At 56.8% G+C, this 15,934-nt stretch carries 12 protein-coding genes and 1 pseudogene; 6 read left to right on the forward strand and 7 right to left on the reverse strand.

Features of this window, described 5'->3' with window-relative positions:
- On the forward strand, positions 1-403 hold a 403-nt coding region (locus U5A67_RS34245; protein WP_321818816.1), incomplete at its 5' end, for a peptidylprolyl isomerase.
- Positions 404-711: 308 nt separating this feature from the next.
- Positions 712-1,428 (forward strand): hypothetical protein, encoded by a 717-nt coding sequence (locus U5A67_RS34250; protein WP_321818817.1) that lies wholly within the window; start codon positions 712-714, stop codon positions 1,426-1,428.
- Positions 1,429-1,773: 345 nt separating this feature from the next.
- On the opposite strand, the gene U5A67_RS34255 is transcribed toward U5A67_RS34250, so the two are convergent.
- Complete coding sequence (locus U5A67_RS34255; protein ID WP_321959785.1) at positions 1,774-3,156, reverse strand: hypothetical protein; 1,383 nt, start codon at positions 3,154-3,156, stop codon at positions 1,774-1,776.
- Positions 3,157-3,770: 614 nt separating this feature from the next.
- On the opposite strand from U5A67_RS34255, the gene U5A67_RS34260 reads away from it, so the two are divergent.
- On the forward strand, positions 3,771-4,241 hold the full coding sequence (locus tag U5A67_RS34260; RefSeq protein ID WP_321817795.1) for a hypothetical protein: 471 nt from the start codon (positions 3,771-3,773) through the stop codon (positions 4,239-4,241).
- A 107-nt stretch (positions 4,242-4,348) separates the two neighbouring features.
- Here U5A67_RS34260 and U5A67_RS34265 read toward each other — a convergent pair.
- The 3 genes and pseudogenes from U5A67_RS34265 to U5A67_RS34275 all read right to left on the reverse strand — a co-directional run.
- A pseudogene (locus U5A67_RS34265) lies at positions 4,349-4,588 on the reverse strand (hypothetical protein); the annotation flags it as partial.
- 385 nt (positions 4,589-4,973) lie between these two features.
- Positions 4,974-5,321, reverse strand: coding sequence for a hypothetical protein (locus U5A67_RS34270; RefSeq protein ID WP_321817796.1), 348 nt, complete (start codon positions 5,319-5,321; stop codon positions 4,974-4,976).
- Between the two features lie 304 nt (positions 5,322-5,625).
- Positions 5,626-5,946, reverse strand: coding sequence for a hypothetical protein (locus U5A67_RS34275; RefSeq protein ID WP_321817797.1), 321 nt, complete (start codon positions 5,944-5,946; stop codon positions 5,626-5,628).
- A gap of 1,051 nt (positions 5,947-6,997) precedes the next feature.
- Between U5A67_RS34275 and U5A67_RS34280 the strand changes: the two genes are divergently transcribed.
- From U5A67_RS34280 to U5A67_RS34290, 3 genes are all read left to right on the forward strand, one after another.
- Entirely contained in the window at positions 6,998-7,888 is an 891-nt protein-coding gene (locus U5A67_RS34280) for an H-NS family nucleoid-associated regulatory protein (RefSeq protein WP_321817798.1), read from the forward strand.
- A gap of 696 nt (positions 7,889-8,584) precedes the next feature.
- Positions 8,585-9,082, forward strand: a complete 498-nt coding sequence (locus tag U5A67_RS34285; RefSeq protein WP_321817927.1) for an RNA-binding domain-containing protein — start codon at positions 8,585-8,587, stop codon at positions 9,080-9,082.
- A 309-nt stretch (positions 9,083-9,391) separates the two neighbouring features.
- Positions 9,392-10,210: a hypothetical protein gene (locus tag U5A67_RS34290; RefSeq protein WP_321817799.1), complete on the forward strand. Its 819-nt coding sequence runs from the start codon at positions 9,392-9,394 to the stop codon at positions 10,208-10,210.
- A gap of 61 nt (positions 10,211-10,271) precedes the next feature.
- Here the strand turns inward: U5A67_RS34290 and ligD are convergent, their stop codons facing one another.
- From ligD to U5A67_RS34305, 3 genes are all read right to left on the reverse strand, one after another.
- Complete coding sequence (ligD, locus tag U5A67_RS34295; protein WP_321817800.1) at positions 10,272-12,806, reverse strand: DNA ligase D; 2,535 nt, start codon at positions 12,804-12,806, stop codon at positions 10,272-10,274.
- A gap of 706 nt (positions 12,807-13,512) precedes the next feature.
- Complete coding sequence (locus U5A67_RS34300; RefSeq protein WP_321817801.1) at positions 13,513-14,694, reverse strand: hypothetical protein; 1,182 nt, start codon at positions 14,692-14,694, stop codon at positions 13,513-13,515.
- 247 nt (positions 14,695-14,941) lie between these two features.
- On the reverse strand, positions 14,942-15,712 hold the full coding sequence (locus U5A67_RS34305) for a hypothetical protein (protein ID WP_321817802.1): 771 nt from the start codon (positions 15,710-15,712) through the stop codon (positions 14,942-14,944).
- Positions 15,713-15,934 lie beyond the last annotated feature (222 nt).

Below are 15,934 nucleotides of genomic sequence, written 5' to 3' on the forward strand. Positions count from 1 at the left end.
AAACGATGAGGACTCTGCAAAGAAAGTTCTCGCTGCACTAAAGACTGGGCAACCGTTTGCGGACCTCGCCCGACAATACAGCATTGCACCTAGCAAAACTGCGGGAGGTTCACTGCCGTGGGTAAGCTACAAACTTCCGGCCACCGATGGACATACACAGGGCCTGCCTCTCGCGCTTGCGCAGGCTATTGCACAACTTCCGTCGGGCGCTGTAACACCACAACCACTCCACATTGGAAACGTCTATGTCATCGCAAGACTGGATGCCAAGCGTTCAACCGAGGTTCCTGACTTCACAAAATCAAAGGAGACGCTTCGTCTTCAATTGCGTAATGCAGAAGCCCAAAAAGCCGCAATTGAATTTTCCAGGCAACAGCTCAACGAGGCGAAGATTATTGAATAAGAAAACATATTTCACCGACTGACTAAACAACCAGCGTAATCACTGCCATCGTCAGGTTGTGACTTCAGTCAGAGGCCTGCTCGCCGCCCTTTTTTATGTATCAACTGCTTTGCTCGCGGGTTCAATTCCGTTTATTTGCTCATTAACGATTTGACCGATCCAATATAGATGATAATGTGAGCATGCGGTACGGGAATCGCGCGCGAACAAATCAAAAGTGATGGTGGATAAAGTCAGGCGTCGACGAAGGGTTCTTCTACACGCATATTGCGGACTTCTCGATGCTCAATAACAGGAAAGGTGCAACCTTGGATGTGACCAAGCAAGAGATTGAGGGGATCCACAAGATCGTAGTCGCTTTGACTACGCGAAAGCTCGGCCCGCACGGCAAGTCTAGGGCCGAAAGATGGTTCGATAACGCTGAAAGAATATTGGCTAGCCATTCGATTGCGATTCTGCTGGCAGTCCTTGGGCTTCTTCTGGGTAGCTGGTTATGGGAACGCGAGTGGCTACAAGATGCAGCACTGACAGCAGCTGTTTTGGTTGTTATCTGGGCGATAGTGAGCTATTTGATAATGGTCGGTGGTGCCGTACCATTTTTCAATAAGCTGAGAAAGGACCCTTTCTCGACGCTGCATCGGAATATCGAGGCATCGACGCTACTCGATCTCCCCGAGATGTTGAAGTTGCTTCAGTTTCGTCATGAAGCAGTTTCGGTTTATCTAATGCAGTACCGGCACGAGAGGGACTCCTTCGAAAAGCGGATGGCTCTGATTTCGGGAGCACTCGATAAGATTGGATTCTTTCCGGCCTTAGCCGCGTTTTTCAGCGTTGGTTTTTCGATCTGGCAGCATTCGCAGACTTTATTCAGGGTGCTCGTCTTTCTGGTCCCCGCCTTCTACATCCTCGCCTTCCTCAGTTGGCGAGTTACGCAGGAAATGAATCGCACAATCACCATCATTGAACATTGCCTGGAAATTATGGAATCCAAATCAGAAAAAAATCAATATGTCATTGAGGGTTAAGCGGGAATTGTATTCTCGCCAAGGACTTCAAAGTCGACGAGCATAGATCCTGCGCTTTGAGTCGTATCACCCTGATTGGATCGGGAATCATCGTCATATCGGTGACGCGCTCCGCGTTATTCAGCGGTCATGCCGTGCTCGTTCAAGAGCCGCCGACGAATCCGCACGCGGGGTCGCGCGATCAACATCGTGTTCGCTATCAATACGAAGTCCATAAGTTATACCGCGCTGCGACGCCGCTCCGGGCGCACGGGAGCCTATGGAACGCATGCGGCGTCGCGTATTACGCAGACACCGGAACGCCTGGCGTTTCGCTCTCGCCAGACGATCTCGCCGCTCACCGACTCATAGCCGAATCGCCTGCTGCAGAAGTTCCAATGCTTTCAGTTCGTCGAGGCGACCGGTGCGTGCCTTGCCGGCCAGCGTCTTGATCAATGCTTCCGCTATCGGCGCGATACCGTGAAGATTGTCCAGGCTCGTTACCAAAGCGACGGGGAGCGCCGCCTGGTTTAGCGGTGGTACTGCCGAGGCTGCAAACGACTGTAGGCTCGCCGGTGTGGCTACCGGCGCCGGCGCACCGTCACCACTGTCTTCAAGTATGTGATCGAACGAGTTTTCTTGGGAGTCGTTTACGTGATCTTGCAGGTCGGTAGCGATCGCCTCTTTCGCTGCTGCGACATCCGCCTGAACAACTGGGGGATTTTCTGGCTCGACCACCGGTGTGCGTCGCGCACGCGACTTTGCGACGGCGGTCTTCGTCGGTACGTCATCCTGTGTTACGGACGCAAACGATTCGTGCTGTTGAGCGGATGCGCGTGCGCGCGACGCAGGCGCAAGCATACGCGACACCGACTCCGGAATTTCCTCTTCGGAGCGGGGGGTGTCCAGCCAGCCATTTGGCAAACCCAGCCGCTCCGTGAACCGGTTCGCTTCGACAGTGTCCAGGCGTTTTTTGCCATGCAGTCGGTGGGCCATGTTGGACCCACTCAATTCCATAACGACACCAAGTCTTGCTTTCGATCCGTTGCGACTCGTGAGAACGTGAAGGTTGGCGCGTCGGACGTTCTCTATGTCAGCGCCGTCGTTTAGTGCCAGCGATTGCTGCAGGGTCGCTTCAGGGGCCGCGCCATTTTTCGAACGCGGGCCTTTTTTCGGCATCTGTGCCTTCAGCTGTCCGGCTGCTTCGCCCAGACTCGTCTTGACGGCCTTGGGGCTACCGCCAGTTGTTTTTCTGGGCATTTGCGCTTCCTCGGACAAACTGTCTTTAAGAGATGGTTGCTGGTCGACGGCCAGAGCGGAAGCCAGCCTGAATGCTTCGTGCTCCGCGTCGGGTTGGTCGTCTGTTTGAATAAAGTCGAGTGGTGATTTGAGCCGAGCGATGGTCTCGGCTGTGAGCCCAGGATTGGGCTGGTCAAAAAAACCTTGCGGCAACCCGAGTGTAGTTTCCATATGAAAGGCTGTCTCGGGTGTGAACCTCTCGCCCTTCAACAGTTCGCCTACGCGCGACATGCTGGACTCAAGCGCGATTGCGATGTTTTCTGCGCCCACTGCATCGACGAGAAACTGAAAAGCTCGTGTCTTGAAAATGGAAGCCATCTGGGTGGGCTCCTGGGCAGGAGCCTTCACATACGGCGGTTTCTGTCGATTGGGCTGAGGCTTTTTTTCGTGGCGAGGATGGCGTTGGCCGCTGTCGCGGGATCCCGCATATCGCCCGCGGGCTTGATTCATAAGGTAGGGCTCCATGCGAGCGTTGGTTTCCTGAAGATCTTCATTATAGACGCGACGATGTTCGCGTTCGCTTCGCTATTAGCCTAACGGGGCGTGACAGTAGACCCGGATCCGGCATGCAGCTCCTTGGCATACTGGTTTCCATAAACCGGAATGTTAGACAAAGAAAAGAAAGAAAATGAAATTCCAACAGGATTTCGCAAAACTGTTCAAAAACCTCGATGAGATTGTGGCCCGTCAACGGTGCCGCCAGTAATCCAAGTTCGGAACAATCTCCAGACTCACTTCACGTGGCATTCGCCGCGCCACTCGTCACGGCCTACAGCCAGACTCGCTCTCTCAGCGTTGCACATGTCAAGGCCTCTCGCTTTATTCGTGGAGGTGCTCGCGGCTCTCGGAGCCCACAGCCACCGGTTGATTCGCCAGAGCTCAACGACATCCATCGGAGTGGCACGGTCAGGAACATCGATATGGCTGCCAGATTACGATAGCATGGTAAGTTGCCGGGAAATCAACAAGCGCCCTTGATCCAGATCCGGGAATTTGGCCAGAATTTACACTGGGACGTTCGTGCCCGTCTGCCTTTTGTTTAGCAGTGTGATTGATTAAAAAAGATGCCAGTTCAAAGACTCAACTATGAAGGCAAGGAGGTGCTCACCTCTTCGTCAAGAGACGCGTCGCTTGTCGCAATCCGTCTTAGAGACGTCAGTCGCGCCGTGAGCATGATTGGGCTGCGACCGTTCGCGGAATCAATTGGAATAGACGAGGAAATTTGGGATACGCCACAAGAAGGTGGGGATGAAGCCATGATCACATTGGCTGGCCTGCGCACGCTGCTACAAGCTATCGGCAGCTCAAAGGCGACGGGCTTCCTGACATGGCTGGAGGAGGCGTTCCCGGAGGACACCGGCGTCAGTAATGTAAGCGACGAAGCGTTGCTTCCGGAAATGCTACATCGAGTCTGCGAAATGCGAGCGGAACATCCTGACATTAAACTTCCGGAAATCGCTGCGCGTCTTAATATGTCGGAACGCGTTGCACACGGCTACGTCGCCTATTCTGACTTACTACGCCAGTTGAGATAATCCGTACGAATCATCGCGAGTCTGCCTTTTGATCAAGCTCGGGATAGTCTGCACGATACGTTTTTAGAGCGCCAATCTTTTTCGAGGTTGAGCATAACGGTCACAAGCTATGCCCAGAGGTTGGTCGTCCGGCCTCGGCACCATGACGACCTCCGTTTTCCGAGACTCACAACCCGATCCGCCAGGTGTTTCGCACTCTGCCTGGCGCCTAGTGCGTCAGGCAGATGGTTGCCCCGCACAAAAAACGTCATGATCTGTGCGGTGTTTTTCGCCAATCCCCGATACCGCGTCTTCGTAGAGCCAAATTGCTGCGTGAGCACGCGAAACAGATCATCAACTTTGGAGCGGCTGATCCACCGTTCAACTGTCCGCCGGTCGAATCTGGAATATTCAGCGGACGAAACCTGGGTCCAGCCAAGACGAACTCGCACATAAGCAAGATCGGCCAGCTTCATTGCCTTGGCAAAATGTCACATTTATCCGCGATATACCGCGACATTTTGTCATACTCGACAACGGCGCTCGTTTCCGCGCTCAAACGAGCCAGCCAGGTCGGTTCGGTCGGTAAGACACACCTCCTTGGCAGCTAGCCCAGAACGCCAGTCCTTTCAGGCTCGTCACGGAAGCCAACGTGAGCGCAGGTACGTGCCGGGCTTAGGGGGCTGGCGCATGCAGACTTGCCAACAATAGCAGGCGCCCCACTGTCGACAGGCAGCGCGAAAGCCAGGTTGCTCAGTTTTCCGGCCGTGTATCCAGAGTCGGGTAGACCCGCGCATCCAGTACGAGAAGCTGCGGCGGCTCCTGAGCGATGCCCCACGCACTCAACAGACAATCAAACGAAGCCTCGACAGTCGAGGAGCGAGGCTCCGGCAGTGGAATGCCCGTTGACCGGTAGCGCACAGAACCTCGCTGAGCCTCACCGTTTGCCTTTGCGACCGCACCATTGCGCAGAGCGTAGCGGATGACGTCCGAGGCTTCGCGTGAACTCATCAATCCCGCGGCAGTAATCTCAGCAACTGACGCACTTTCACGTTGCGCCAGCCAGCCCAGCACCGCCAGTGCTCCTGCGTAGATATTCAAGCCTGACTTCTCCCTTTCGGCTGCGTTATGATTCGCCCACGACCTGCTGATTACGAAGGTTCACGACGCGCTGCGCTTTCCTTTGGTGCCGCCGCGTCACAGCCAACCGTCGACAACTCAGTTATCGATCAAGAATCGCGGGAGCTTGAATCGTCTGCAAATGCTGGTGGTTGCCGCACCCAGCCCGCTACTGACGCGCCCGGGCTCGTGCAATCGCTTCATCCGCGATCGACTTCGGCGTACAGCGACTTACGTCACCCTACATCGGTCCGGAGACACGCTAGCTCACCGAGCCGGTTCCAGCTCAGTGCAGCTTGCTACCGTGCCGGCGTAGCGCAGTCGCGAGCAGGGGATTGTCGCCCCCCTCCTCTTCGGCATCATCAAACTGGTTCGTCGTGACGATGACCCGAACATCGAATTCAAACGCCTCCATCAACTGTTGGCGCGCTATCGAAACACAATCTTCACCGGCATCTGCCCCAGCACTCGCGGCCGCCTGCGCAGTCGCTCTGGCGGCCAGGCCAAATGCGGCCACGGCCTCTTCCCAGGTGAGTCCGAGCTCGATAATCTCTTGTACGAGCTTACCGGCTACTGCACCGATTCTCTCTCCGGTTTCGTTATCCATTTTCTACGCTTCGCATAATCAGGTTCTCCTGGCACATCCATCAAACAACGCGAATCCAAGGGTTGCCATTTTCGTTCGGCAGGCGACGATAGATGTCCGCTCGACACCAACGTAAAACCCGGCGCCGCGCGATTTCCAGACAGCCGGTTACTCGCGGGCAGATCATACAGACGACGATCGGCTCGACGCAATGCTCCGCTCGCCTCCCAGCAGTAGCGTATTTTCGCCACGTCACCTGCAAACGCGTGAGAAGAATCACTCGGTGTACACGCCGCGCACATCCCATAAGCATGCCGGCACCACGCTGGATAGCCGACATCTGGCAATGCCCCGCCTCCCTCCGAAATTTGTACACGTTTCTCGGACAAGCGACCCTGGGAAGTAACGTCAATTTAGATGGGGTCACAATCTTGCGCAACCTTATCTACGGATGCCGCCGCCAGGCGCCAGCGCAGTGAGCACGCTATAGGCAGTTAGATGCATTTCTTGTTGGCGACTGCCTACACCGCCGTGTCCAGGCGCGACGAGCCGGCAACCTTGCTGGGTCAAACCGGCGGTCTTCGGGGTGATGCGATCTCTCGCTAGACAAAGTGACGATTCACGATTGCTGTGACGTCCGCGTTTTGCGACGTCGTTGCCAACGCGAGCGGGACAACTTCCGCCGCTCCTGCCAGTGAAATGCAAGCGTCACAATGACGGTTAAATCGATAAGCCCGGCCGCGACCGGCATGCACTTTTTCCTGCACGGTTCGAGCGCGATGCAGGGTCCATCAACGTGTGATGGCAGCGAAACTCATAATCACAATTTATGAAGGTTGACCAACCTTTTCGCGTTCAGCGGATCTCACTGCCAATGCGTGAAAGACCTGCCCTTCGAAAGCCAGCCATGAACCGATAGCTTTTCTAACCATTGCCAAGTATCGGATTACGAGGATGGAAACAGCGGGAAATCCATAGTTTGATCATTTCAAACCGCAGATGACCGCACTTCAACAATTCAAATGCGCGTTATGGCATAGTTCGTCAAACCAACTTCAGGGAAACCAAAACAATGGCCACGCTCGATTCCATTCAGGCAAAGATTGCGAAGCTTCAGGCTCAGGCAGAAGCTCTTGTCGTCAGCAAATCGACGGTCGTCTTGAACAAGATCCGTGATCTGATGGACAAGCACGGTATCAGCGTTGCCGATGTCGATGCTCACGTCGGCAAGCGTCGCGGCCGCAAAGCTGCAAAGGCCGCCGGCACCGCACCGGTTGTGAAGTACCGAGATCCGAAGAGCGGCGCGACCTGGTCGGGCCATGGCCGTGCGCCGCAGTGGATTGCCAGCGCGAAGGATCGAAGCAAATTCCTGGTTGAAGGTGCCGCCCAGGTCGCTGCCCCTGTTAAAGCGGAAGCGAAGCGTGTTGGAAACTACAAGCGCGGTCCGCAACCGGCGCTCTATCGCGACCCGAAGTCTGGCGCGACCTGGAGCGGTCGCGGCCGCGCTCCGGCCTGGATTGCGAATGCGAAAGACCGCACGCGCTTCCTGATCGCAGAGGCTGATAGCAAGACTGTCGACGCCCCGACCACGAAGAAGCCTGCTATTGCGAAGAAGGGCGCAGCAGCGAAGAAAGCAACGCCTGCCAAACAGGCCACGCCTGCAAAGAAGGCGACACGTGCCACGAAGGCCGCCGAAGAGCAAAAGACTGCTCCGGCCAAAACGGCGACCACTGCAAAAAAGGCCGCGCCGGCTAAGTCGGTAAGCATCGCGAAAGAAGCGACGGCAGCGAAGAAGGTGAGCGCGACCCGAAAGGTCACCCCGGCGAAGAAAGCGAAGGCTGCCCGCAAGGCTCCGGCGAAAAAAGCCACCGCGGCGAATGCCCAGGTGCAGGACACGGCGATCGCGTCTTCGCCCACCGAAAATGCTGTGCAGGCAGCTGATCTGACGACGGCAACGGCATAAGAGAGCCCACGTCCCGCTGTTGCGGGACGCCTCTGGTGCGGGTCGTTTTCGGAGGTTTCAGAACATGGACGGACTCGAGTCCGTCTGCTACTTTTGAATCTGTTCCTGTTCTGTTGCAGATTCACAGAGTGCCAGCGACGCACCCTGTGATTCCAGGCCGCTGAGTCTCCCCAACAGGCTCGGCGGCTTTTTCTTTTGGGCAACGGCTATGAGTACCGCGCGCTCGATGAATACGCCCCTCAACGACACAGTGATTGCCCAATTTTTCACGCGTACGTAGAAGAGGTCAACACATCGACCACATTGTCGATATCACGCCCAGTCTTCAAAGAAGTTTGATCAGATCAGGGCGACAACCTGTCGGGAACCTAGCAGAAACCCGTGCACGTCCGCAGTCACATTCCTTTTTTCGACCCTCACCGAAAATCGATGATGTCGATCCAGGCTTGCACTTGATAAAATTATGGGGCAAACACTAGCCCCACCTCCGATGATCCAATACCATCCGGACCGCCTCATCAGTCTTGTCCGCGAACTCGCTCGGCTTCCGTCCGAGACGGAATGACTTGAGTTCAAGCGAAATAATGAACGCCCGGAAGCGATCGGCAGTACATCTCCGCGTTGTCGAATGCGGCAGCGCTCTGCGACAAGCCTCACTGTTATCTTGTTTAGGGCGTCGCTGACGACAGCCATGAAATCGTCGGCACGTCGTTCGAGCCGAGATCGGCGAAGGTAGGTAACGAAGAGCTCGAGAACTGGTTGCTCCGGCGCACGCATCCGAAGCTTCCATTCCAGTTCATCGAGGTCGACATTGACGGCCTGCACGTCGTGTTGCTCGAAATCGGGCGTGCTTACCGGCATCCAGTTCAGTTTCAGAACAACGAGTTCATACGCGTTGCCTCCTATCGCAAGAAGCTCAAGGAATTTCCCGAGAAAGAGCGTGCGCTATGGCAGATCTTCGACGAGACGCTCTTCGAAGCACTGATCGCGGCTGGCGATGTGTCTGAGGAAGAAATTGTCACTCTGCTCGATGACCCAGCCTACTTCGATCTGGCAGAGATTCCGCTCCCTGAAAACCGGTCGCAAATCATTCAACGACTGCAGGCGGAAGGCCTCGTAGCGAAAAACACCGCGGGGAAATGGGATGTGAGCGATCTTGGCGCCATTCTCTTCGCCAAACGTAGACCGCATTAAAAATGTCACTGTTGCGACATTAAATTTGTCACACCGCGGCTGACCGCCGGCCTGTGCCGACGGGCTCCCGCTTGGAAGCGGCGCTGCACGGTTATTCGCCAGCGTCCGCCAACTTCCGGTGTCGAGGTTCAACGGTCTCTGACCAGCACAAACGTGTAACACGTCCAAATTGTTTGTCAAGAGGTCCAGCGCGAGGACTCAGGTAGCTGACACTTCTTTTGTTGCGAAACAAGTACATGCAATCGCTTTTTTTTGTTGACTGGAATAATGTGGGGCCTCACCGACAACGGGCACAGAGGGAATAATAGGATGACAAACCACAACGGAAAACACTTAATCACAAATCTGGACATTGACTCCGGTGCAGCCGGAGTTTTTGGAATATGTTACTCGATACTCACGTGGAGTGGCGTAGGAAAAGGATTCAGGCCTTTCGAGCTTAGCTCCTGGCGGAAAACGCTAATAAAAGTCGCTCAAGATGGACATGCTACGACGTTCCTTTTTGTTAAAAAAGTTAAAGTAATTAAAAAAATTGGCAGGGTTAAGGTTGAAAGAGAAGAAGATCAGCTCACGACAACTGGTATCAGTGCCAAGAGTTGGGAATTCGAAACAAAATCTATTGAAAAATCGGTGTGGGCGCGCTCCACTGGGAACGCAACAACTTATGTCTACTATATCGGTGTAAATCAAGCATTCATTGATAAGTATCGAGAGCTTGAGGTAGAACTCAATAGCACAGATACCACCTACCATGCCTTTTGGCCAAATCTTCCTTTCACGCAAACACACTACCAAAACTGCGTTAGTCATAGTCATTATTTAGTTTCAAAATTGGGACTTGCTAACTGGCCGAATACCATTAAGGGATGGTGGATGCCCTCCGCAAGCAACTGGATGGATTGGTTTAAAAGTTTTGTACCTACAGGACGAGACGGGTTTAGTTGGAAATATAAGAAATTTGAAAGCACAAATACTCACTTTCCACCAGATCAAGCCGAAAAAGACCAACCTGTCGATCAAGCCCAACCTGTCGAGCCAGTCCCACCCTCCAACGCCGACTCAGATCGCAACGAGCTTCTTATGGCTTCGCCAGCTTTGCGTCGTAGCGCCAGAAACCGCCGCCGCTGACAAACTGTCCCGCTGGTGCACACGGTATGCTGTATCGGGGCTGCCGATCAGAAGCGGCGCGCTATTTCAGACGCTTCGTTGCCACTGCCAGCGTCTGGGCCGTCGACCAGTAATCGGCCCACGGATCCGTCGGCTGAAAGCTCAGGTACTCGCGCGCCGTCTGCACATTCCAATGGGCACCGCCTTTCAGCTCAAAAAGCTGATCCCACGATACTGGCATCGACACACCCATGCCCGCCCTCGCCCTTGCCGAAAACGCAGCCGCCGTCGTCTGGCCGATTCCGTTGCGCAGATAGTCGACGTAGACCTTGCCGATCCGGTTCGATGGCCCGGACGTCGCCGAGAAGCGTTGCGGGATCGTCTTGGCGAGATGCCGGACGAACGCCTGAGAAAATTCTTTCACCATGCCGTACCCCAGACGCGTTGCGAGCGGCACGACAATATGCAGGCCCTTGCCGCCGCTCGTCTTCAGCCACGCTTTCAGTTCAAGCTCGCCGAGCAGCGTCTGCACCAGCAGCGCCGCTTCCTGCACATGTGCCCACTTCACGCCCTCGCCCGGGTCGAGGTCGAAAATCACCCTGTCGGGGCGCTCGATGCGTGCGACCGTCGAATTCCAGGTATGAAATTCGACGGTGTTCATCTGGGCCGCCGACAGCAGCGCTTCGGTCGTATCGATCGACAGCAGCGCAGGATGATCCAGCCACAAACGGCGGTCGTGCACCGTCACGCCCGGCATGCCGGTTCGCTCGGCGTGCTTCTGGAAAAACAGTTCGCCGCTGATCCCCGATGGCGCGCGCACCAGCGCCACGGGCCTGTCCTTTAAGTGCGGCAGGATGCGCTCGGCTACGCTCGCGTAGTAGTGAACGAGATCGGCCTTGGTGATCGCCGCCGTTGCATCGACGACCCGCTCCGGATGGGTGATCTTCAACGCAGGCGGCAATACCGGCGCGCTCGTCTTGCCGCCCTCCCGCACAACCGCCGTCGCCGGTTTGTCGAGGCGCAGTCCCTTGAACGAGGCCTGGCGCACAACGCCGTCCGCTGTCCACTCGGCGAACTCCACTTCGGCAACCAGCCGGGACTCGACCCACCGCTGTGCGCCTGTGGCGCGACGCGACCAGCGGCGTGACTTCGCCGCGGTGACGTCGAAGGGCGACGACTGGGTTTCCAGCGGCGCGAGGCGATCCCACATGTCGCGCGCGGTGCGCGAATCCCAGCCGGTGCCGACGCTGCCCGCGTCATGCAGCTTCCCAGCGTCGCCGTAGTAACCCAGCAGGAGGCTGCCGATCTCGCCGTCCCTGTTGCCGCGAGCCGTGAAACCGCAGACGACGAGTTCCTGACGCAGACGCGCCTTGGCCTTCAGCCAGGACTGTGTGCGTCCTGCTTCATACGGGGCATCGCGTCGCTTGAGCATCAGCCCTTCGAGTCCGAGACTGGCGGCGGCCTCGAACACCGCCGCGGCGGGCGCGTCGAACGCCTGGCTCACGCGCAGATGCTCGCCCGCGTTTTCCAGTACCTCCGAGAGCCGCGCGCGGCGCGCCCACAACGGCACCTTCCTCATGTCGCGGCCGTCGACATACATCAGATCGAACAGGAAATAGACAATGTCCCGGTTCGTGCGGGCGTCCATCGCGTTCTGGAGAGCGGAAAAGTTCGGCAGGCCGTCCTTCAGCATGACGATCTCGCCATCCAGCCATGCACCCGGGAGCGCCAGCGCCTTGAGTTCGTCGACGAGCGAGGGAAAACGCGCTGCCCAGTCATGGCCGCCACGGGTAAACAGCCGCACGCTCCCATCTTCGACACGCGCGAGCAGCCGGTAGCCATCCAGCTTCGTCTCGATAATCCAGTCCCCGCCAGTGGGCAACGACGACGCCAGTGTTGCGAGCTGCGGCTCAAGCGTCGCTGGAAGCGGCGCGCGCGCTGCCGCTGAAACGTCTGCTGGCACCGGGTCAGTGGTTTTTGATGCTGGCATCTTTCGTTCACGCTCTTCGAGCAGTCCTAATGGATGTGCCACTACGCTGTCCGGCAGCGCCTTGACCATGTCGTACTCCGAAAGCGGCCTGGCCCATTCGTCGCGCTTCTTGAACAGCATCCATTGATCTTGCCGGTCGCCCGGTTTGGAGATCCGCACCAGCTCCCAGAGGCCTGCGAGCTTTTCGCCATGAAGGCGGAGAACGAGCTTTCCCGAGTTCATACTCGCGCCTGGATCGCCCTGCGGTTCCCAGGTGCCTTGATCCCAGACGATGACGGTGCCCGCGCCATACTGTTTTTCTGGGATGGTGCCCTCGAAGTTGGCGTAGTCGAGAGGGTGATCCTCCACATGCACCGCCATGCGCTTGACCTTCGGGTCGAAGCACGGCCCCTTCGGTACCGCCCAGGAGAGCAGCACGCCATCGGCTTCAAGGCGGAAGTCGTAGTGCAGGTGACTGGCCCAATGTTTTTGGATCACGAAACGAAGCGCGTCCTCTCTCCGGCCTGCCGCTCTAGTCCGAGCCGCAGGTTCCGGTGTGGCTTCGAAATTGCGTTTGCGATCGTATTGGGCGAACGTACCAGCGCTATCGGCAGCATCAATCGAGCCTGCGCGCCTAGTCTTGGCCATCGCTCAGCTCCTGGAGCTAAGTTCGCTGTGCCTTTGCAAATAGGTGGCAGCGCGGCACAGCTTGTCGTGCGCTCCCTTGACACTGCCCGTCGACAGCGTCACGCCAAACGAATATCCCGCATCAGCATGCGTGCACGACCTTGTAAGTTCCCGACGACGCCAAAATCACATCGGGCCGATGTTCCTCTGACATGAGAGCCTCCGTTGCGTTGCGCGACAATGAAGCCTTTATTTCGCAAGCTCCCGTTGCCACAAAGAGCACGTTATCGGAACATTATTTCCGGACGAAAACTCATTGTCATTGACGAGATCGATATATCTCTTGATGCCGAAGCATAGGTAAAGCACTCATCCGTCGGCGGGTCGTGACGAAGGAGCAAATTTTCGCCCACCTCTGCGATCAGTACGAAGGGCAGGCACGCGCCTTCGCCGACGTCATATCGAGATTTCTGAACAGATAAATCACCACTGGCTAGAAACACACCTCGGAACAATCGGGCTGACGTGAACACGCAGCGAAACTGCCAGCGCCCCATTCACGCCGTCGCAGAAAATGGGGCTAGAAGCCAGTCTCCGAACGGGAGTTAGTTCAGTAACAGAACTCTTGACGCCTCTCCAGGAGGCCGAGAAATTTTGACCAAAAGTGGGAGGCGCCATAGCTGAATTGTTCCACGTTGGCCAATCGTGCCCGACAGCTGCGCGGAACTCACGGGAGCAGAGGTGCTCCGAAGGATTCGTCGAGCGACGCCCAGCGCTCGACTTCCTCGTCACAAAGAAGCTCTGCTACTCCTTGATGGATTCGCCACTCGCAGCCATCGGCGAGTTGCACGATGAGGGCACCGAACTGCCCTTGGACAAGGGGCCGTCGAATCGCATTTACAACCGCAGTGCAGTCAGGCATAACCTTCCGGATCGCCGCGTCGGCTTCTGCTATCCATCGCGCGCGCAACTGGCGCCCGCATTCGACGCTCGCAGCTTCACCGGTGTCAACATCGAGAATTGTCGGATTGCTGACTGCGGCGTTGAGCACAAGGCGCGTGAGTTGCGATGCGAGGCCCAGCTCCTGGTCGAGTTTGACTGGGGAGCTTTCGTGCGCCAAATCAGATCGGGTCTTGTATAAACGGCCGGCCGCTCGCGCCTGCCGTGTGGCTTCGGCCTCACTCCCTCCAAGTGATAGAACCGCGTGCCGAACAAGAGCCCGGATGGCCACCCCGTGTGACTCGAATTTCAGGCCGAGCAGCGCATTCGACAACGCGGAGTCTCCAAAAACTTCCGCTTCCTTGCGTTTCTCGTCGATCCAACTAGCGACCTCAGAATTGCGCTTTGTTCGAATGGCCAAGCCATCAAGGATGGTCAGTTTTGCCAAAAAAAGCGAGCGAGGCAGAAAATCATACTGCGATGTGACGTACAACTCCAGCGCGCCGAGTAACCGGTCATCGGTTACCGGGGAGCAGTCCGCGAGCGCGAGTTCCAAGACATCTTTGGCTTCCCAGCAGCATGAACCGGCGCGTTCGTCCCACACTGGGGCCGGCTTCAGATGAGCCGGGATCAGTGTAGGAACCGAGCCGTCATAGGCGGAGTTTGACGCCACTGCGGGTTCACCGTCTGGAATTCGGAAGTTCGCACCATCGTTCATCGAGACGACGGGAAGCCGCTGGCGAAGCTCTCCTAGCAAAATTTGCGCGTCGGATTCGAGAAGAGGATCAAACAGGAGCCACTGCTTGATCACCAAAACGCTCGACGACAGGAATGACATATACGGCTCGCGCTCAAGCAGCTGGGCGCAGAGGCCCAGCACTATCAGGCGCCGGTCCGGAGGCGCGCTCAACTGCATGCCGGGTGTTGTTTCAAGTGGGACATGCAACCAGAATTTGCCGTGGGGTGTCATGGATTTCTTTTGGGGAATGTGCGGTGTGCGAGCAGATTTCCTGCCGGCGGCCAGCCTTTCAATGATTATGACAACGCGGCTGACGACTGCCCGGGATCGAACTGCGCGTCCTCCGGATTTCCCTAGGAGTCATAGTGCAGCGAGGCTGCCTTGCCACTTCCCATCGCACTCGAGCCAGCGCGCGGAGCACCTCCTGCGCGTTACCATCCATTTCGCTCGACAAGTCCAAGCCTGCGTGAGTAGCGGGCTACAACGATGCAATTGCCCGCTCGGCAAGTGCAACGAGGCGGTGATATTCGCGAGTAGTGACCACGTAATCTGTGATCGTCCGGACATGCATGTCCTCATCGCGATAGCGCTCCGAGTCTGCATTCTCGATCCGGAACCGCTCACGCCGATCTTCATAGATCAGACACAGTGCATTGAGCCGAAGACCCCAGATACCCAACACCTCACCGAGGTTCGGCGGCGAAACCGATGCAAAGTGGCCCTGGGTCGTCTTAACCTCGTCCACACGCTCATCGACGACGTAGCTGACGTAGCCGTGCTGCGCAAACTGCTCACCCTGCTCCGTGGACAGTTTCTCCTGCTTGGCTCGAGTGTACTCAACAAGCTCCGCGAAGTCCGCATCGGTGAGTAGTTCCGCAGCCTGGAACATCCGCTCCTCGCCGCCGGTGGCTGACCGGTTTTCCAGCACAACCACCGCTGTAAGTAGACCGATTATGCGCGGGCCCACGTCTCGCGACGCGGACAGACAGACGCGGCGGTAAGCGTCAAAAAGGGTTGAGGTGGACTCATCTTCTGCATCCAGCCTGTCAAGCAAGTCATCCAGTGATGCTGACTGATAGCGGTCATCAGCCTGCTTCGCGACCTCGTCAAGGAATGATTCGAAAAACCTTTCCGCGCGGTACCGCGACCACCGCTCGATCACCTTCTGTTTGACGAACGCTTGAACTTTGCTGACCGCGGCGCTCTTTGCGGAGGAAACGAGTGTCGCGGCGAGTGGTGTCAGGGCCATGGGGTTGCCAAGGTAGTGGATGTTCGCACGGTAGTTTAGCAAGCGGCCATCACCGTTAGCCGTGCTGGAGCGCTGCGCAGGCATTGACGTTTAGGGATAGTCCTTGTCTGGCCTACACTCGCTAGGCGGCGTGCGATATCCCAGGCCGCGACGTGGAAACTTCGAAACCGCAGACTCGCCTCTGCGGATTTTTTCTGCTGGTTCAGGCAATCATGCCTGGCA

The organism is Paraburkholderia sp. J69-1 (genome assembly GCF_905220255.1).
Lineage (GTDB): Bacteria > Pseudomonadota > Gammaproteobacteria > Burkholderiales > Burkholderiaceae > Paraburkholderia.